This window comes from Streptomyces sp. NPDC046203 (assembly GCF_040646255.1).
Classification (GTDB): domain Bacteria; phylum Actinomycetota; class Actinomycetes; order Streptomycetales; family Streptomycetaceae; genus Streptomyces.
Genome location: NZ_JBEYZX010000022.1, coordinates 46,167 through 64,594, shown reverse-complemented (window position 1 = coordinate 64,594; position 18,428 = coordinate 46,167). Strand labels below are relative to the sequence as shown.

The 18,428-nt window shown below is 71.7% G+C and carries 16 protein-coding genes and 1 pseudogene; 7 read left to right on the top strand and 10 right to left on the bottom strand.

Translation table 11 applies throughout. The annotated features are described in order from the left end of the window. Positions 1-107: 107 nt before the first annotated feature. The 3 genes from ugpC to ABZ990_RS18080 all read left to right on the top strand — a co-directional run bounded on the left by ugpC (position 108) and on the right by ABZ990_RS18080 (position 2,777). On the top strand, positions 108-1,205 hold the full coding sequence (gene ugpC, locus ABZ990_RS18090) for a sn-glycerol-3-phosphate ABC transporter ATP-binding protein UgpC (protein WP_361231968.1): 1,098 nt from the start codon (positions 108-110) through the stop codon (positions 1,203-1,205). 368 nt (positions 1,206-1,573) lie between these two features. Continuing rightward, complete coding sequence (locus tag ABZ990_RS18085) at positions 1,574-2,032, top strand: hypothetical protein (protein WP_361231966.1); 459 nt, start codon at positions 1,574-1,576, stop codon at positions 2,030-2,032. Positions 2,033-2,063: 31 nt separating this feature from the next. Then, complete coding sequence (locus ABZ990_RS18080; RefSeq protein ID WP_361231964.1) at positions 2,064-2,777, top strand: nucleotidyltransferase family protein; 714 nt, start codon at positions 2,064-2,066, stop codon at positions 2,775-2,777. 421 nt (positions 2,778-3,198) lie between these two features. Here the strand turns inward: ABZ990_RS18080 and ABZ990_RS18075 are convergent, their stop codons facing one another. From ABZ990_RS18075 to ABZ990_RS18050, 6 genes are all read right to left on the bottom strand, one after another. Beyond that, a complete protein-coding gene (locus ABZ990_RS18075) occupies positions 3,199-4,884 on the bottom strand; it encodes a DoxX family protein (RefSeq protein WP_361231962.1) in 1,686 nt (561 codons plus the stop codon). A 364-nt stretch (positions 4,885-5,248) separates the two neighbouring features. Next, complete coding sequence (rlmB, locus tag ABZ990_RS18070; RefSeq protein WP_361231961.1) at positions 5,249-6,205, bottom strand: 23S rRNA (guanosine(2251)-2'-O)-methyltransferase RlmB; 957 nt, start codon at positions 6,203-6,205, stop codon at positions 5,249-5,251. A 142-nt stretch (positions 6,206-6,347) separates the two neighbouring features. Further along, positions 6,348-7,751, bottom strand: a complete 1,404-nt coding sequence (gene cysS, locus ABZ990_RS18065) for a cysteine--tRNA ligase (protein ID WP_361231959.1) — start codon at positions 7,749-7,751, stop codon at positions 6,348-6,350. 300 nt (positions 7,752-8,051) lie between these two features. Beyond that, positions 8,052-8,582, bottom strand: a complete 531-nt coding sequence (gene ispF, locus ABZ990_RS18060) for a 2-C-methyl-D-erythritol 2,4-cyclodiphosphate synthase (RefSeq protein WP_361231957.1) — start codon at positions 8,580-8,582, stop codon at positions 8,052-8,054. Further along, on the bottom strand, positions 8,572-9,321 hold the full coding sequence (gene ispD / locus ABZ990_RS18055) for a 2-C-methyl-D-erythritol 4-phosphate cytidylyltransferase (RefSeq protein WP_361231955.1): 750 nt from the start codon (positions 9,319-9,321) through the stop codon (positions 8,572-8,574). The genes ispF and ispD overlap by 11 nt, the downstream gene beginning before the upstream one ends. Positions 9,322-9,908: 587 nt before the next feature. Then, the gene (locus ABZ990_RS18050) at positions 9,909-10,391 is read right to left on the bottom strand and encodes a CarD family transcriptional regulator (RefSeq protein WP_003953493.1); all 483 of its coding nucleotides are present in this window, start codon (positions 10,389-10,391) and stop codon (positions 9,909-9,911) included. 919 nt (positions 10,392-11,310) lie between these two features. Between ABZ990_RS18050 and ABZ990_RS18045 the strand changes: the two genes are divergently transcribed. Next, a complete protein-coding gene (locus tag ABZ990_RS18045) occupies positions 11,311-11,916 on the top strand; it encodes a DUF461 domain-containing protein (protein WP_361231953.1) in 606 nt (201 codons plus the stop codon). Between the two features lie 212 nt (positions 11,917-12,128). On the opposite strand, the gene ABZ990_RS18040 is transcribed toward ABZ990_RS18045, so the two are convergent. Both ABZ990_RS18040 and ABZ990_RS18035 read right to left on the bottom strand, forming a co-directional pair. Then, a complete protein-coding gene (locus ABZ990_RS18040; protein ID WP_188271409.1) occupies positions 12,129-12,809 on the bottom strand; it encodes a response regulator transcription factor in 681 nt (226 codons plus the stop codon). Then, complete coding sequence (locus ABZ990_RS18035; protein WP_361231951.1) at positions 12,806-14,275, bottom strand: ATP-binding protein; 1,470 nt, start codon at positions 14,273-14,275, stop codon at positions 12,806-12,808. The genes ABZ990_RS18040 and ABZ990_RS18035 overlap by 4 nt, the downstream gene beginning before the upstream one ends. 460 nt (positions 14,276-14,735) lie before the next feature. On the opposite strand from ABZ990_RS18035, the gene phoU reads away from it, so the two are divergent. Continuing rightward, positions 14,736-15,416 carry a phosphate signaling complex protein PhoU gene (phoU, locus tag ABZ990_RS18030; protein ID WP_361231949.1) on the top strand — a complete coding sequence of 227 codons (681 nt, stop codon included), beginning with the start codon at positions 14,736-14,738 and terminating at the stop codon, positions 15,414-15,416. A gap of 477 nt (positions 15,417-15,893) precedes the next feature. Here the strand turns inward: phoU and ABZ990_RS18025 are convergent, their stop codons facing one another. Continuing rightward, on the bottom strand, positions 15,894-16,439 hold the full coding sequence (locus tag ABZ990_RS18025; RefSeq protein WP_361231947.1) for a GNAT family N-acetyltransferase: 546 nt from the start codon (positions 16,437-16,439) through the stop codon (positions 15,894-15,896). 109 nt (positions 16,440-16,548) lie between these two features. Here ABZ990_RS18025 and ABZ990_RS18020 point away from each other — a divergent pair, with 109 nt between their 5' ends. Then, on the top strand, positions 16,549-17,148 hold the full coding sequence (locus ABZ990_RS18020; protein ID WP_361231945.1) for a GNAT family N-acetyltransferase: 600 nt from the start codon (positions 16,549-16,551) through the stop codon (positions 17,146-17,148). Positions 17,149-17,240: 92 nt separating this feature from the next. Here ABZ990_RS18020 and ABZ990_RS18015 read toward each other — a convergent pair whose 3' ends face one another. Beyond that, positions 17,241-17,600, bottom strand: coding sequence for a hypothetical protein (locus ABZ990_RS18015; RefSeq protein ID WP_361231943.1), 360 nt, complete (start codon positions 17,598-17,600; stop codon positions 17,241-17,243). Between the two features lie 179 nt (positions 17,601-17,779). On the opposite strand from ABZ990_RS18015, the pseudogene ABZ990_RS18010 reads away from it, so the two are divergent. Beyond that, positions 17,780-18,141: pseudogene (locus ABZ990_RS18010) on the top strand (site-specific integrase); the annotation flags it as partial. Between the last annotated feature and the right edge of the window lie 287 nt (positions 18,142-18,428).

The following is an 18,428-nucleotide window of genomic DNA, read 5'->3' as shown; positions in this document are numbered from 1 at the left end:
ACCGGGCCAGGTAGCGTCACACGCGGTTCACCCAGGTGGACTAGACCTCCATCCTTCCTTTACTCGGATCGTCCGGCACGTTCCTGCCGGTGAAGGGACGCATCACCATGGCTTCCGTCACGTACGACAAGGCGACGCTGGTCTACCCCGGCGCCGAAAAGCCCTCCGTCAACCAGCTCGACATCGAGATCGCGGACGGCGAGTTCCTCGTTCTCGTCGGCCCCTCCGGCTGTGGCAAGTCCACGTCGCTGCGCATGCTGGCCGGCCTGGAGGACGTCAGCTCCGGCGCCATCCGGATCGGCGACCGCGACGTCACGCACCTGCCGCCGAAGGACCGGGACATCGCGATGGTGTTCCAGAACTACGCGCTCTACCCGCACATGACCGTCGCCGACAACATGGGCTTCGCCCTGAAGATCGCCGGCGTCAACAAGAGCGAGATCCGTTCCAAGGTCGAGGAAGCCGCCCGGATCCTCGACCTCACCGAGTACCTGGACCGCAAGCCGAAGGCGCTGTCCGGCGGTCAGCGCCAGCGTGTCGCCATGGGCCGCGCCATCGTCCGCGAGCCGCAGGTCTTCCTCATGGACGAGCCGCTGTCGAACCTCGACGCCAAGCTCCGTGTCTCGACCCGTACGCAGATCGCCTCGCTGCAGCGCCGGCTCGGCATCACCACCGTGTACGTGACGCACGACCAGACCGAGGCTCTGACCATGGGCGACCGCGTCGCGGTCCTCAAGGACGGTCTGCTCCAGCAGGTCGACACCCCGCGCAACATGTACGACCGCCCCGCGAACCTCTTCGTCGCCGGCTTCATCGGCTCCCCCGCCATGAACCTGGTCGAGGTCCCGATCACCGACGGCGGCGTGAAGTTCGGCGCGAGCGTCGTCCCGGTCTCCCGTGAGGCGATCGCCGCCGCGGCCGCCAAGGGCGACACCACGGTGACGGTCGGCGTGCGCCCCGAGCACTTCGACATCGCCGGCGCCACCAGCAAGGACGGCCTGGCCGTGCACGTCAACGTGGTCGAGGAGCTGGGCTCCGACGGCTTCGTGTACGGCACGACCCGGGTCGGCGGCGAGGAGAAGGAGATCGTGGTCCGCGTCGGCGGCCGCGAGGTCCCGGCGAAGGGCTCGACCCTCCAGGTCACCCCGCGCGCGGCCGAGCTGCACGTCTTCTCGACCACGACCGGCGAGCGCCTCTCCAACTGACCCGGCGGGCCCCAGCGGCCCCCACCGGTCCCGGACCGACCCCGGACCGGCCCCGGCCGGTCCCTGTCGGCCCCAGCGCCCCGGCGCACCGGCACCCCCGCGGCCCCAACCGACCGGCCCGCCCGGCCCGTTGACCGCCACAGCCGCACACGGCCCCGCCCCCGACCACGGGGGGCGGGGCCGTCGCCGTACGGCGCCACGCCATCCGGCATGAAATGCCGAACAGTCGAAAACCCTGGCGGAACTGGCCCTTCGCTCCCGCGCCGACTCCCGGGCGTCAACACGGAATTCGAACTACCCGAGAGATTCATCCCCCGCAAGGGTGACTAAATGACGTCGGATCATTACCGACCGCTACGCTCGGCTCCGTGACCCACTCTGCCCGCCGTATCGGCCGCTCCCTCGCCCTCGTCCTCCCCGTCGTGCTGGTGCTCTCCGGAACGCTCGCGGTGTCCGCCGTTCCGTGGGCGGGCCAGGACGGGACCCAGCTGCTGACCGCGTCGACCGCCTCGTCGGCGATGAACGCGTCGGCGACGAACGCCACTTCCGCCGCCGACGCCACCGGCGCCCGGGCCGTCTCCCGCGCCCCGCAGGACGTCCTGCGCGACCGGCTCCTCGCCGAGCTCCAGGAGAAGGACCCCGGCACCGCCCTCACCCACCTCCAGCGCGAGGTGGAGAACCGCCCGTCGCTCGCCAAGCACTGCATGTCGATCGCCCGGTCCCTCGGCGCCGCCGCCGTCCGGCACTACGGCCCCACGCGCGCGCAGTCCTTCTCCCGCCCCGTCTGCGACACCTCCTTCGCGCTCGGCGTCATGCGCGCGAGCTGAGGCGCCGCCGGACCCGCATATCGTTCCCGGTATGCATACCTTCCCGACGCAGGCCGTGATCCTCGCGGGCGGCCAGGGTTCGCGGCTGCGCCCGTACACCGACGACCGCCCCAAGCCGATGGTCGAGATCCCGGGCACCGGGACCCCGATCATCGGCCATCAGCTGTCCTGGCTCGCCGCCGAGGGAGTCACGGACGCCGTCGTCTCCTGCGGCCATCTCGCCGAGGTGCTCCAGGAGTGGCTGGAGAGCGCCGATCTGCCGCTGCGCGTGACGACGGTCGTGGAGTCCGAGCCGCTGGGCCGCGGCGGCGGGCTCAAGTACGCGGCCGCGCACCTGCCCGAGCCGGGCCGGCCCTGGTACGCCACCAACGGCGACATCTGGACCCGTTTCTCGCTGCGCGAGATGGCCGAGTTCCACGCCGAGCGCGACGCCACCGCGACCCTCGCCCTCGCCCGGCCGCGCATCCCCTGGGGCGCCGTCGAGACCGACGCCTTCGGCCACATCACCGACTTCATCGAGTCGCCGCCGTCCCCGTATCTCATCAACGCGGGCGTGTACGTCTTCTCCGCGGCCTTCACCGGCCTGCTCCCGGACCTCGGCGACCACGAACGCACCACCTTCCCCCGGCTCGCGCGCGAGCGCCGCCTCGCGGGCTTCCCACTGCCCCAGGGCGCGTACTGGCGGGCCATCGACACCGCCAAGGACCTCACGGAAGCGGCCCGGGAGCTGGCCACCCAGCGCTGACCCGGCCCGGCGGTACGGAGCGGCGGGGGCGGCGTCCGTCGTACGTACGGCGGGCCCCCGGGCGCGCGCCACGGCAGCGCTCGCGTACGTACGACGGTACGGCGGTACGGCGGTACGGCGGTACGGACGGTACGACGGGACTCCCGCACCCCACGGCACCCCCGTAGCTCCGTCTCCCGTACGTACGAACCGCGGCCCCGCCCCCTCCGGCACGCCCTCACAGGCAGCGCGGCGCGCGGGCAACCGTACGGAACGCGCACTCGCACGCACCGCCGACGCGCGCCCGCCGCGCCTCCTCTCCCCCACGCCCAGCGCAGCCGCCGAAACCACGCCGACGCCACGCGGAGGGGCCCCGGGTGTCTCCTGACACCCGGGGCCCCTTCCTTGCCCATTGCCCCCTGCGCACGGGCGGGGCGGTGATTCAGCCCAGCAGGCCGCCGATCGGGTTGTGCGCCCCGCCGGAGGACGAGCCGCCGTCCGAGGAACCGCCACCGCTGCCGCCGTCGCTCGCGCCGCCCGGGGCGCCGCTCGTACCGCCGGCGCCCGTCGAACCGCCCGCGCCGCCGGCGGGGGCGCCGGTCGTCGAGGAGACGGGCGGCGGAATGACCGTCCCGCCACCGGGCCGGCCCGGGGTGCCGGTGCCCTGCGTCGCGGTCGGGCTCTGCGAGGTGCTCTGCTCGGGCTCGCGCGCCGCCTCGGTCGGCTTGGCCTCCTGCGCGCTCTTCTCCTGCGTCCCGGCGGTCCCGCTCGCCCCACTGGTCGCGGCCGGCTTCGGCGGGACCGTGGTCGTACGGGTCGTGTCGACGGCCCCGGGCTCGTGCGGGAGCGGCCGCCCCGGCAGGTGGTTGACCGGGTCGTCGTTCGGTCCGGGCACCGTGACCATCTCGGTGGAGCGCACCGCGCCGCCGAGCACCGAGCCGACGAGGAGGGTGACGCCGATGACGACCGCGGTGATGATCGTGCCGCGGCGCAGCACCCGGCGGCGCAGCTCCCAGATCTCGGAACGCGGTCCGAGGGTGCGCCAGGCCTCGCCGGCGAGCCGGCCGTCGAGGGAGTAGACGGGGGCGCCCGCGATGATCAGCGGCGACCAGGCGGCCAGATAGATGATGTCCGGCGTCTCGTAGGCGGGGACGGACTTCCAGCTGAGCGTCAGGATCAGTGCGGCCGACAGCACCGCGCCGACGGCCGCCGCGATCCGCTGCCACAGGCCGAGGGCGGTGAGGACGCCGACGATGATCTGGAGGAACGCGACGGTGAGTCCGGAGCCGACGGGGTGCTGGAGCGCGAAGTCCCGCAGGGGCTCGGCCGGCGGCCAGGGGTGCAGCGCGTGCAGGGTCTTGACCAGGGAGCCGCGCTCGCCGCCGTCGAAGTAGACGGGGTCGCAGAGCTTGCCCATGCCCGCGTAGACGGAGATGCAGCCGAGGAACACCCGCAGCGGCAGCAGCACCACCCCGAGGTTCATCCGGCGGCCGGGGTAGTAGGCGTGCCGGACCGGGTCGACGCCGTGCCGCTGGGCGGCGCGGGCGCGCGGATCGGCCCCGGCACCGTCGTACTCGCCGTGCCCGCCGTGGCCGCCGTGAGCCCCGTCGTAGGAGTCGTAGCCCTCGTCGTCGTACGGGCCCTCGTCGTACGGATCGCCGGGGGCGGCCGCGTACAGGTTGTCGTACGCCCCCTCGGCGCGCCGCATCGGCGGCAGCAGCGGGGTGGTGGGCGGCGACGGCACCACCGGGGTCGGCATGGTGTCGTCGAAGCGCGGGAAGGCGCGGGTGCCGGGGTCCAGGGTGGTGACCCCGCCCCCGGCACCGGCGCCGGGGGCGCGCGGGGTGACGGTGTCGCGGACGGCCTGGAGCAGACCGGCGGCGGCCGGCGAGGACTTCCCGGTCCATACGACGGGCCTGCGCCGGGTGCCGACGGTGAGCCCGGCGGCTCCGGCGAGCTGGGCGATACGGGGGCTCGCGGGGAACTTCGGCTGGTGGGCCGGCGCGAGGCGCACACGGAAGCTGGCGTGGTTCACGATCACCTGGGCGGGATCGCAATCCACCTTGAGCATGCTCAGCGCGGGCTGATCGTCGAACCCCGGCCGGGGCGTTCTGGTGTCCACACTCATCTAACCGAGTGACGCGCGGTTAGGACACTGCCTTGACGGCGCGGGAATGTCCGAGGCCCGTCAAGATCGGGGGCGGGGCGGACGCTGCCGAGGTCAGCGGGGGTGGGCGCGGCCGCGCCGGGCGTGCGCCGGGCGCGAGCCCGCGCGTGTCGCGGGCTCGCGGAAACGGCCGGAGACGGGCGGGAGTGCGGGTGGAAGTGCGGCGGGGGCGCGGGCGGGAGTGCGGGCGGGGGCGGCATCCCTGGCGACAGGAGACGAAACGGCCCGGCTGCGGGTTGGCATATGCCGCCCCGCAGCCGGGCCGTACGTCTTCTCGGGTGTCCGTCGTCCGGGACCCCGGACGACGGGCGGACACCCCTGGGCGTCAGCCCTTGCGGCGGCGGGCCGCCTCGTACAGCACGACACCCGCCGCGACACCGGCGTTCAGCGACTCGGCGCCACCCGGCATCGGGATGCGGACGAGGAAGTCGCAGGTCTCGCCGACGAGCCGGGACAGGCCCTTGCCCTCGGAGCCGACCACGATGACGACCGGGCCGGACAGCGCCTCCAGCTCGTGCACCTCGGTCTCGCCGTCGGCGGACAGACCGACGACCGTCAGACCGGCCTTCTGGTACTGCTCCAGGCAGCGGGTGAGGTTGGTGGCGCGGGCCACCGGCGTACGAGCGGCGGTACCGGCGGAGGTCTTCCACGCGCCCGCCGTCATGCCGGCGGCGCGGCGCTCGGGCACGACGACACCGTGACCGCCGAAGGCGGAGACGGAACGGACGACGGCGCCGAGGTTGCGCGGGTCGGTGACGCCGTCGAGGGCGACGATCAGCGGGTCGTCGTGGTCGTCGTACGCGGCCTCGGCGAGGTCCTCGGGGTGCGCGTACTCGTACGGCGGGACCTGCAGGACGAGACCCTGGTGGTTCAGGCCGTTCGTCATCCGGTCCAGCTCGGGGCGCGGCGCCTCCATGATGTTGATGTTGCCGCGGCCGGTGGCGAGGTTCAGGGCCTCGCGCACGCGCTCGTCGTTGTCGATGAACTGCTGGACGTAGAGCGTGGTGGCGGGCACGCCGTCGCGCAGCGCCTCGAAGACCGGGTTGCGGCCGACGACCATCTCGGACTGACCCTTGCCGCCGCGGCGGGCGATGGGCTTGCGCTTGGCCGCGTTCCGGGCCATCGCGTTGGAGACGCGGTACGCCTTGTGGCCCTTGCGGTCCTCCGCCTTGGGCGTCGGGCCCTTGCCCTCCAGGCCGCGGCGCCGGTTGCCACCGCTGCCGACCGTCGCGCCCTTCTTGTTGGACGTGCGACGTCCCCTGCGCTGGCTGTTCCCGGCCATGAGTGCTACCTGTTTCCTCTACCTGCGTACCTGATGTACGCGCGCGTACGTGCGTAAGTCTGTATGTGTCTGTAAGTGAAGTGTGCCGCCCGGAGACCCGGACGGCACACTCATCGGTACATCGGCGGCTCGGCGAAGCCGCTCAGCGGCCGGAGCCGGCGATCGACCAGCGGGGGCCGTCGGGGCCGTCCTCGATGGCCAGACCGGACTGGTTCAGCTGGTCGCGGATGGCGTCCGCGCTGGCCCAGTCCTTGCGCTCGCGCGCCGACTCGCGCTGCTGGAGCACCAGCCGGACGAGGGTGTCGACGACGCCGTGCAGCTCCTCGCCGCGGTCGCTCTCCTCGGCCCAGTGCGGGTCGAGCGGGTCGAGACCGAGGACGCCGAGCATGGCGCGCACCTCGGCGAGCCGGGCGATCGCCGCTTCCTTGTCGTCGGCGGCGAGCGCGCTGTTGCCCTGGCGGACGGTGGTGTGGATGATCGCCAGCGCGCCCGGCACGCCCAGGTCGTCGTCCATGGCCTCGGCGAACGCCGGCGGCACCTCGTCGGCGGGGGCGACCGGCGCCCCGGCCTTCTCGGTGGCGCGCTGGATGAAGCCCTCGATCCGGCCGAACGCGGCCTCGGCCTCGCGCAGGGACTCCTCGCTGTACTCGATCATCGAGCGGTAGTGCGGGGTGCCCAGGTAGTAGCGCAGGACGATGGGACGCCAGTTCTTCACCATCTCGGAGACGAGGACGCTGTTGCCCAGCGACTTCGACATCTTCTCGCCGCTCATGGTGACCCAGGCGTTGTGCACCCAGTAGTGGGCGAAGTCGTCACCGAAGGCGCGGGCCTGGGCGATCTCGTTCTCGTGGTGCGGGAAGACCAGGTCGAGACCGCCGCCGTGGATGTCGAAGGCGGAGCCCAGGTACTTGTGCGCCATCGCCGAGCACTCCAGGTGCCAACCGGGACGGCCGCGGCCCCACGGGGTCTCCCAGTCGGGCTCGCCGGGCTTGGTCGCCTTCCACATGGCGAAGTCGCGCGGGTCGCGCTTGCCGGAGACGCCCTCGTCGGGCTGGCGCAGGTCGTCGATGTCCTGGTTGGACAGCGACAGGTACTCCGGGAAGGAGCGCACGTCGAAGTAGACGCTGCCGTCGGAGACGTAGGCGTGGCCACGCTCGATCAGACCGCGCATCATCTCGACCATCTCGGTGACATGGCCGGTGGCGCGCGGCTCGTAGGTGGGCGGCAGGCAACCCAGGGACTCGTAGCCCGAGTTGAAGGCGCGCTCGTTCTCGTAGCCGATCGACCACCACGGACGGCCCTGTTCGGCACCCTTGGCGATGATCTTGTCGTCGATGTCGGTGACGTTGCGGATGAACGTCACTTCGTAGCCTCGGTAGGCGAACCAGCGGCGCATGATGTCGAAGTTCAGCCCCGACCGGATGTGCCCGATGTGCGGTGCGGCCTGCACGGTCGCGCCACACAGGTACATCGAGACACAGCCCGGCTTGATCGGGGTGAAGTCACGGGTCTGCCGGGCGCTGGTGTCGTACAGGCGAATAGTCACCACACCAGAGTAGTGGGAGAGCGGCGATGCCCCGAGACCTGCCAGGGGATCACCGCGACTTTCCCGGCTACGGACACCCGCCGCCGCGCCCGCGGACGCGCTCCTTGGCCGAATCGCGCCCCTGGGGGCCGGTCGGTTCCGTGGCGCGCCGGCTGTCCTGGTGGCCCTGACGGCTCTGGTGGCTCTGGTGGCTCTGGTGGCTCTGGTGACTCTGGTGGTCCCGGCGGCCCTGACGTACTTCGGTACGGAAGTACGACGGAAGTACGTCAGAGCCGACGATGCCGGGATATCCGCCCGGGGTCAGCGCTGCACGGGGTAGACCAGCGCGGTCGCGAGCGCGGCCAGGCCCTCGGCGCGGCCGGTGAGGCCGAGTCCGTCGGTGGTGGTGCCGGAGACGGAGACGGGCGCGCCGGCCGCCTCGCTCAGCGCCTTCTGCGCCTCGGCGCGGCGCTTGCCGACCTTCGGGCGGACGCCGACGACCTGTACGGCGATGTTGCCGATCTCGTACCCCTCGGCGCGGACGATCCGGGCGGCCTCGGCGAGCAGGGTGACCCCGGAGGCGCCGGACCACTCGGGGCGGGAGGTGCCGAAGTGGGCGCCGAGGTCGCCGATGCCGGCGGCCGAGAAGAGCGCGTCACAGGCGGCGTGCGCGGCGACGTCGCCGTCGGAGTGCCCGGCGAGCCCGTACTCCTCGCCCTCCCAGAGAAGGCCGGCGCACCACAGCTCGCGGCCCTTCTCGAAGGCGTGGACGTCGGTGCCGATGCCGGTCCGGGGAAGGACCGGCGCCTGGGACCCGGTGGCCGGGGCTGGGGCGGTGCTGTCAGAAGCCATCGTTGGCCCTCCTGCGGGCGAGTACGGCCTCGGCGAGGACGAGGTCGAGGGGACGGGTCACCTTGAACGCCTCTTCGTGGCCGGGCACCACGACGACGGGCGCGCCGAGCTTCTCGACCATGCCGGCGTCGTCGGTGGCTCCCTCGCCCGCGAGGGCGATGGTGGCGTGGGCGTTCACCAGGGTGTCGCGGTCGAAACCCTGAGGAGTCTGGACGGCGCGCAGCCGGGCCCGTACGGGTGTCGCGACGACCTGCTCGGGGTCGCCGGGCCGCTCGGCCGGTTCGACCTCCTTGACGGTGTCGGCGAGGGGCAGCGCGGGCACGACGGCCACGGCCCCGCCCCGTACCGCCTCGACGACGGTGTCGACGACCTCGGCGGGGACGAGCGGGCGGGCCGCGTCGTGGACGAGGACGGTGGTGACGTCGGCGGGCAGCGCCTTGAGTCCGAGGTGGACGGACTCCTGGCGGGTGTCGCCGCCGGGGACGACGACGTAGTCGGTCCGGTCGGGCAGGGTGTGGGCGCCGAGGAGGTTCTCGACCTCGGCCGCGCCGTCAGCGGGGGCGACCACGACGACGAGGGAGACGGCGCGGGAGGCGGCCATCGCCCGGACGGCGTGGACGAGGATGGGCGTGCCGTCCAGCGCGCGCAGCGCCTTGGGGGCGCCCGGGCCGAGGCGGACACCACGGCCGGCGGCGGGGATCACCACGGCGGTCCGGCTTTCACGCGCTTGGTCTGTCATCGGTTGCACTCCGGCAGGTTTGTTTCCGAGGGCGACGTGGGTATGGCGTCGATGAGCTTGACGGTGACGCCTTGACCGGGCCCCTTCCGGCCCCTTCCGTGAGTACGGTCGGGTGGCGCCGTGCAGAGCCGCGGGAGGAACCCGGTGATCCGGGTCCGGGGTGATCCCCGGATGGTCCCCGGGTCGTCCCTGGATGATCCCGGAGGTCCGGCGGTCACCCGGGTCCGGTGCCGAGCCAGGCGTGGGATCAGCCGGGTACGGGACCGGGTGGGCGACCGGGATCGAGCCTCGGGGATCGGGAATCGGGGATCGATCAGGGTCGGTGGTCGGTATCGGGGATCGTCGTGATCGGGATCAGGGGATCCCTGATCAGGGGATCGGGGTCTGGGTCAGGGGGTCCGAGCAGGCCGAGCAGAGAGACGAACATGCCGCAGTGCCCGGCGACGGCACTGTGGAACCTTTCGGTGAACCACTTCTCAGTGGTCCACCGCGATTCACAGGACGTCTACGGGCACTGCGGCATCGTGCGTCGTGCTGATGACATGGCGGGTGTGCCAGGCGTCAGGCGGTCGGCTCGGGTGTCGGGCTCAGGACGCGAGGACCTCGTCGAGAAGTGCCTCGGCCTTGTCCTCGTTGGTGTTCTCCGCGAGGGCCAGCTCGCTCACCAGGATCTGGCGCGCCTTGGCGAGCATGCGCTTCTCACCGGCGGAGAGTCCGCGCTCGCGCTCACGACGCCACAGGTCACGCACCACTTCGGCGACCTTGATGACATCGCCGGAGGCGAGCTTTTCCAGATTTGCCTTGTAACGACGGGACCAGTTCGTCGGCTCTTCCGCGTACGGCGCGCGCAGCACCTCGAAGACCCGGTCCAGCCCGTCCTGGCCGACCACGTCGCGAACACCGACAAACTCGGCGTTGTCCGCCGGCACGCGCACCGTCAGGTCACCCTGCGCGACCTTGAGCACCAAGTAGGTCTTGTCCACGCCTTTGATCTGGCGAGTTTCGATGGCCTCGATCAGCGCGGCCCCATGATGGGGATAGACCACGGTGTCGCCAACCTTGAACGTCATGTGACAGGTACCCCTTCCGTGGCTATCCAGGGTAACACGGATACAGCTTCTTCTGAATGGCGTTTTCGCAGGTCAGGGCATATCTCGGGGCTTGACAACAACGCGGCGGACGTGCTGCGGACGCCTTCCGGCATGCGGTATTCGCAGGTCGGAGCGGCTGCGCGGACGCAGAGAAACAGTGGCGTCACAGGTGCCGGGAGGGGGTCGTGGCGGGTGTGATGCCCTGGTTCGCCTGGTTCGGTGTGGCGCTCTTCACGTACTCCGTTCGAGCACCGGCGACGTGATCGACCACCCGTCCGGACCGATTCCCGAATTGATCACCGGGCTTTCTCGAATGCCTCCGGAAGGACCCGGACGGAGGAATGTGCGCGCGGTGGCCGAATTGATCACGGCGGATATGTGAACGCCGGGTCAAACGAGGGGCAAACGGCGAGGCAATGAGTTGAGATCCGGCCATGTAGGCGCGTTATCGACGGTGAGGGAAGCGGAGGGTAGGGGCGGAGGATAGGGGCGGAGGGTGCGGAGGGTAGAGGGATGAGCGAGGGCCCGGAGCCGGGCGAGGTGGGTGAGGCGGACGGGGCGGCTGGAGCGGGTGGGGTCGGTGGGGCGGCTCGGTGACGGCCCCGCAGTGGCTCCGTGGCGGCCCCACAGCGCCCCTGCGACGGCTCGTGGCGGTGCGGAGGGGCTCGCCGGCGGGGCAGGGGGCGGCCCGTGGCGAGGCGGGCAGCGGGGCAGGTCAGGGGTCCGCCGTGGAGTCCGGCGAAGGGTGCGTGACGCGCCAGAGGCGGGCAAGACACCCCCGGACAGTCCCAAGGGGGCGGGTCGGGTGCGGGGTGAGGAGAGCGGCTCGGTAACCTACCGCTGACACACCTTTAGCCCGTCCTTAGCCTGTCCGTTCGTCCTAGGAGTTGCCGCCGCCGTGAGCCGCAGCCTTCGACGCGGCGCCCTCGCCGCCACCGCCCTCGTGATCTCGGTCGCCTCTCTGTCCGCCTGTGCCGCGGGCAACAACGCACAGACGCTCGGCATCCGCCCGGACAACGCCGGTGTCTCGGTCGATGACGTCAAGATCCTCAACGTCCTGGTCATCACCCAGCCCGAGCACGGTGCGGAGGGCCCCGCGGTCGTGTCCGCCACCGTCTTCAACAACGGTGACAAGCAGCAGACCCTCGACTCGATCACCCTGCCGGGCACCTCGGCGACGGTGAAGCTCGCGCCGGCCAAGGGCAGCGGCCCGGTCGTCGTCCCCGCCGGCGGCTACACGCTGCTCGGTGGTGCGGGCAACGCCTCCGCCACCATCGAGAACGGCCACGAGGCCGCCAAGAACGGCGACGCGCAGCCGGTCGTCTTCAAGCTGAGCAAGACCGGCGAGGCCAAGGTGAACGCCCTCGTTGTCCCGGCGACCAGCCACTTCTCGAAGTTCGGCCCGTCCTCCGTGCCGACCCCGCCGGCCGGCACCACCGCGCCGGCGACCCCGACGGGCACCGCCAGCCCGACGGGCGAGGCCACCCACGCAGCCGGTCACTGACCTCCGCGGGAGTCACCGGCTCCGTACGTACGTGAAGGGCGCCCCCTCTCGGAGGGGGCGCCCTTCACGCATGCGGTGGCCCGGCCACGTCCGTGCGGGGCGGGCAGAGGTACGACTGACCCGGTACGGGCAGCAGAGATACGGCCTACGGCTCGATCCCCTGCCGCTACCGCCGCCGGACTCCGTCCGGCTGCAGGGAGCCGACCGCCGGCCTACGGCTCGAACTTGTAACCCAGACCGCGCACCGTCACCAGGTAACGGGGCGCACCCGGGTCCGGCTCGATCTTGGCGCGGAGGCGCTTGACGTGGACGTCGAGGGTCTTGGTGTCGCCGACGTAGTCCGCGCCCCAGACCCGGTCGATGAGCTGCATACGGGTGAGCACGCGGCCCGCGTTGCGCAGCAGCATCTCCAGGAGGTCGAACTCCTTCAGCGGCAGGTCGACCTTGCCGCCCCCGACCGTGACCACGTGGCGGTCGACGTCCATGCGGACCGGGCCGGCCTCCAGGGCCGCCGGGGTGACCTCCTCCGGCTCGCCGCGGCGGCGCAGGACCGCGCGGATGCGGGCGACCAGCTCCCGCGAGGAGAAGGGCTTGGTGACGTAGTCGTCGGCTCCTATCTCCAGGCCGACGACCTTGTCGATCTCGCTGTCCTTGGCGGTCACCATGATCACCGGGACGTTCGAGCGGCCGCGCAGCTGGCGGCACACCTCGGTGCCGGGCAGGCCCGGCAGCATCAGGTCGAGGAGGACGAGATCCGCTCCGTTGCGCTCGAACTCGTCGAGGCCGTCGGGCCCGGTCGCCGCCACGGCGACCTCGAAGCCTTCCTTGCGGAGCATGTACGACAGGGCGTCGCTGAAGGATTCCTCATCCTCGACGACAAGCACACGGGTCACGGAAGGACCTCCGGGGCGATGAGCGATTCGGTCATGAGTTCTGGTGTAGTTACGGGGGTGGCGGAGGCCGCTGCCGGGGCGGACCGATCGCCGCCGCCGACGCGCCCGTTGCCGCCGTGGTGTCCACGGGTGTCGCCGTGGACACCGTCACTGCCATGGCCATTGCCATTGCCATTGCCGAAGCCGTCACTGTCGCCGTCGGCACCCTCGCCGGCACCTTCGGTGAAGGCGTCGTCCGCGTCGGGATCGGCGTCGAAGTCGTCTCCGGCGTAGTCCCCACCGACGCCGGCGGTGTCGGTGGAGCGGCGGGAGCGCGCCGCGCCCGCCTCCGGCAGCCGCAGGGTGAAGGTCGAGCCCTGGCCCTCGGTGCTCCACACCGTGACCTCCCCGCCGTGCGAGGCGGCCACGTGCTTGACGATGGCGAGGCCGAGCCCCGTACCGCCGGTGGCACGGGAGCGGGCCGGGTCGACCCGGTAGAAGCGTTCGAAGATCCGCTCGCGGTCCCGGTCGGAGATGCCTATGCCCTGGTCGGTCACGGCGATCTCGATGAGGTCGCCCCCGGGGGCCGCGACGCGGCGGGCGGCGATGCCGACCCGGGTGCGGGCGGGCGAGTAGTTGACGGCGTTCTCGACGAGATTGCCCAGGGCGGCGGCGAGCTGGCCGCGGCTGCCCCAGACATGGAGATCGGCCGCGCCTCCGGCGGCCATGGTGATCTGCTTGGTGGAGGCGGTGTGCCGGGAGCGGTCGATCGCCTCGGCGACCAGTTCGTCCACCCGTACCGGCTCGGAGTCCTCCAGCGGGTCGTCGTTCTGCACCCGGGAGAGGTCGATGAGTTCCTGGACGAGGTTGGTCAGGCGGGTGGCCTCGATCTGCATCCGGCCCGCGAAGCGGGTGACCGCCTCGGGGTCGTCGGAGGCGTCCATGACCGCCTCGGAGAGCAGGGAGAGCGCTCCGGTCGGGGTCTTCAGCTCATGGCTCACGTTGGCGACGAAGTCGCGCCGTACCGCTTCGATCCGGCGGGCCTCGGTGAGGTCCTCCACGAGCAGCAGGACGAGCCGGGAGCCCAGCGGGGCGACTCGGGCGGAGACCGCGAGGGCCTCGCCACGACCGGTGCCGCGCCGGGGCAGGTCGAGTTCGACCTGCCGTATCTCTCCGTCGCGACGGGTGTCGCGGGCCATGTTGAGCATGGGCTCGACGGCCAGTTTCCCGCCGCGGACCAGGCCGAGCGCGTACGCCGCCGAGCTGGCCTTGACCACGGAGTCACTCTCGTCGAGGACCACCGCGGAGGACCGCAGCACGGAGAGCACGGTGTCGACGCCGGGCGGCAGCACGGCGTCGGTGTGCAACGAGGTACGGGTGGGTTTCGCCTGGTCGCGCTCGCTCCAGCGGAACGCCAGCATGGCGATCACGCCGGTACATACTCCGGCGATCGCGGCCAATGCGGCAACCGCCGCGTTCACGTCCATGCGTCCAGGTTATGCGGGTCCGCCGACACTCTCCCAGCCGTCCCGGTGACTGCTCGAACACTCGTCGCCCAGAGTTCACCGAGGGGACGGGTGTGATTCACATGCTGCGGAGGGTAACGGAGGCCGCGTCGCCCAGAGTTCACCTGGAAGACGCATCCGGTTCACGCGGGCGGCCGGATCAGGACGCGTACGGGCCGGACCGTGGGACCGTGGGGGTCCGAGCCCTCGCGGGACGGACCGATTCCGGGAACGATTCCGGGAATGGTGCCGGGAACGGTGCCGTACGAGGACCCGTACGGCACCGGACCACGACACCGGACCACGCCATCGGGCACGGACCGGAGCCGGACACGGGACCGGACACGGGACCGGTTGTACGGCCCCGGACCACGGCCTTCGGCCCACGGGCTCCGAGCCGGCCGCCCACGCTCCAGCAACGCGACGCGACGAAGGGACACCCATGCGGGACGCGTACCACGAGGAACTTGACTCGATAGGCGAGGGCCTGGTCGAGATGGCCCGTCTGGTCGGGTCCGCGATCGGGCGGGCCACCACGGCCATGCTGGACGCCGACCTGAAGCTCGCGGAGCATGTGATCGCCGCGGACCGGAAGGTCGACGACCTCCAGCACGACCTGGAGGCGCGCGCGATCGCGCTGCTCGCCCGGCAGCAGCCGGTGGCGACGGACCTGCGGATCGTGGTGACCTCGCTGCGGATGAGCGCCGACCTGGAGCGCTCGGGCGACTTGGCCCAGCACGTGGCGAAGCTGGCACGGCTGCGGTTCCCGGACCGCGCGGTGCCGGACGACCTCCACGCGACGATCCTGCAGATGGGTCAGCTCGCGCAGCGGCTGATGGCGAAGGCCGCCGAGGTCATCATCACCAAGGACGTCGATCTCGCGCTCCAGCTGGAGCAGGACGACGACGAGATGGACCTGCTGCACCGGACGCTGTTCCAGCACCTGATGGACGACCGCTGGAAGCACGGCATCGAGACGGCCGTGGACGTCACCCTGCTCGGCCGTTATTACGAGCGGTTCGCCGACCACGCGGTGTCGGTCGCGAAGCGCGTGGTCTACCTGGTGACGGGCGAGCACGCGGACGAGCTGCAGCCGGTGGAGGCACCCGTCGAGGGTGTCTGACCGTGTCCGACGCGTGAGGGCGCGCGGGGGCGCGTGAAGGGCAGGGCGCGCGGGGCGTACGGGTGTGCCGGAGCAGGGCTTCGCACACCTGTGCGCCGTTGATGCGCCGTACGGGACAGGGTTGGAATGGCGGGAGGGCGAGGTACGCCTCTCACGGAGCCAGGGAGGAACCCCATGGCCGAATCCGCTCCGAACACCGTCCCCCCGATACCGGAGCCCGCGCGTGTCGCGAAGTTCCTGCCCGTCCTCGGCGCCTGCGGGTGCGGTTCGGGTTGCGGCTGCGGCTGCCAGTCCGGCGGGTCGTGCAGCTGCGGCGGCAGCTGCGGCTGACCGCCGGCGTCGGCGCCGCCAACCGCGACTGCGGCTGCGGCTGTGGCTGTGGCTGCGGCTGTGGCTGCGGCTGTGGCTGCGGCCCGTGCGGCTCCCGCCGGTGTGACGGTGCGGGCCCCGCTCTCCTGACAAGCGGGGCCCGCACTGTCACGCGCCCGTGGCGGTGGAGGTGCTGCCGGTGTCGACCAGGTCCAGGACGCCCACCGCCTGGTCGCCCGCCAGCTCTCCGGTCTCCCGGAAGCCGAGCCCTCGGTAGAAGGCGCCGGGGCCGTGCGCGCCCTGATGCCAGGTCACGTACATCTCGTACGTCCCGCGCCGTCGCAGTTCCTCGGCGACGGCCCGGACGGCGTACCGCCCGTACCCCTTGCCCTGCTGCCCGGCCTCGATGTTCAGCCGCCACAGGCCGCTGCGGCGCTCGGCAGGGCGCGGGCCGTCGTCGCCATCCCCGCCCCACGGGAGATCGAGGAAGGCCATCAGGAAGCCGACGAGCCGGTCCCCGTCGAAGATCAGCCGGGGCCAGGCGTCGTCCCCGTACGCGTACGCCTCGGCGAGCGAGCGGACGACGGGCGCGACGTTGTCCTCCTGGTGGGGGTGGACCCGCAGGTCGAGGGCGGCGTCGATGTTCCCGGGGGTGACGGGCTCCAGCCGGAGGTTGTCCGGGCTTTCCGTGCTTTCCAGACTTTCCGTGGTCATGCCACGGGACGCTAGACGAGCCGGGGCCTCCCCCGCGCGCGAATATGCCGCCCCGGCCCTCTGACCGGTCCTCTGCCGCTCAAGGGCGACGTCGCCCAGGATGGCCGCCATGACGTCGTCCGCACCCGCACCCGCTTCCCGTACCCGCAGCACCGCGTCCCCTGGCCCCAGCGTGCTCCTCGCCCGGGCGGCGACGCCCGGAGAGGTCCCGCCCGGGCTGCGGCGGCGGCTGATCGACTGCTGGATCGTGGTGACGAACGCGGGTGGCGCCGCCGGGTTCCCCTTCCCGCCGGTCGGGGAGGCGGAGGTCGCCCCGGTCCTGGACAGGCTGCTCGCCCGGCTCGCCCCGGACGGCCACCGGCTGATCACCGCGACCGCCGGCGGCGCGCTCGCCGGCTGGGTCGTCCTCGGCCGCGACCAGGACCCGCTCGTCGCGCACTGGGGCACGGTCCACCACCTCCAGACCCACCCGGACTTCCGCGGCCGAGGCATCGGCACCGCGCTCATGCGCGAGCTCCACCGCGTCGCCCGCGACGAACTCGGCCTCGACCACCTGCGCCTGGCCGCCCGCGGCGGCGAGTGCCTGGAGTCCTTCTACTCCGCTCTCGGCTGGCACGAGACCGGCCGCTGGCCGAACGCCCTGCGGCTGCGCCCCGACGACACCCGGGACGAGGTGCTGATGCGGTACGACTGCGGGAGCGCGGGCTGACCCGTTCCCCGCGCGTACGGAGAACGCGTACACGGAGCGCGTACGAAGAAGGGGACGCCGCGCGGCATCCCCTTCCTCACCCCCCGGGGCGGTCAGTCCCCCTTCTCCAGGAAGAGCACCGAGCGCAGCTTGAGCCGGTCCGTGGCGGGGCGGCCGTGCGGGCGCAGTTTCCAGGAGTCGCCGCCGCAGTCCCGCCCGGTGAAGACCAGGGCCGGCGCGTCGGTGTCGTTGTGCGGCGCGAAGGCCGGTTCGGAGGCACCCTGGTCGGCGACCTCGGGCAGCGTGACGCACGTGCCGGTCTCCGGGTGGTGCAGGACGGCCGACCGGGGTTTGCCGTCGGGCCCGGCGAAGCGGTAGCCGAAGTCGCCCTGAGCGGCGAAGGCGGGCGCGGCCAGAACGGCGGCGAGCGCGAGGGCGCCGCACGCGGCGGTGACGGTGTGCCGAAGGCGCACGGGGAAGTCTCTTTCGTCAGCGGAGAACAGCGGAGAACAGTGACCATCGAGGTCACCCGTTTCCCTGCGCCCCTGGAACCCCGGCCATGCTCCGCTCCCCTGCCGGAAGGTTTCTCCGTCCCCCATCCGGCCCAACCCCACGCCAGCCACACCGGCGCTTACGGCGCCGCCGTGGACCGGTGCCCTGGATGACCCAGGACGGCGCCCCGGTCGGTCATCGGCTGCTGTTCACGGGGCCTCAGGGGAACCACGTCTGGCGCACCTCCCTGAACGAGGAGGCGTGGAAGCCCGCGCTGGCAACGGCCGGCGTCATCCCTGAGTGCAAGGAGAGTGAGCAGCGCCACGCGGCGGCGCGCGAGCACGGGATGCACGCGCTCCGGCCCTCCTGGACGCCGGGGAGAACATCAAGGCGCTGGCGGAGTATCTGGGGCACTCGGACCCGGGCCTGACCTTGCGGGTGTACGTCCACCTGATGCCTAGCAGCCGAGAACACACACGTAGCGCGATCTCGTCTATCTACCCGAACCAAAGCGTTCAATAACCCGACACAATATTAGACTCACTAACTGGGTGAATAAATCCACCCAATAATCTAGCTGTTATTCAACACCCAACACCGCAGCATAATCCCAACGCTATTTGCGGCCAATATTTAAGCCCAGACGCAGCGCAGGAAGCGATGCCAAGTCGATGGCTCGATGGCTCGATGGCTCGATGACTCGATGACTCGATGACTCAACCTTGGATCCCCGCAGATCAGGATCGGCGATCCGAGTAGCCCAGAAAGAAGAAACGGACGATCGCATTCCGCCCTCTCGTCTGGGCATT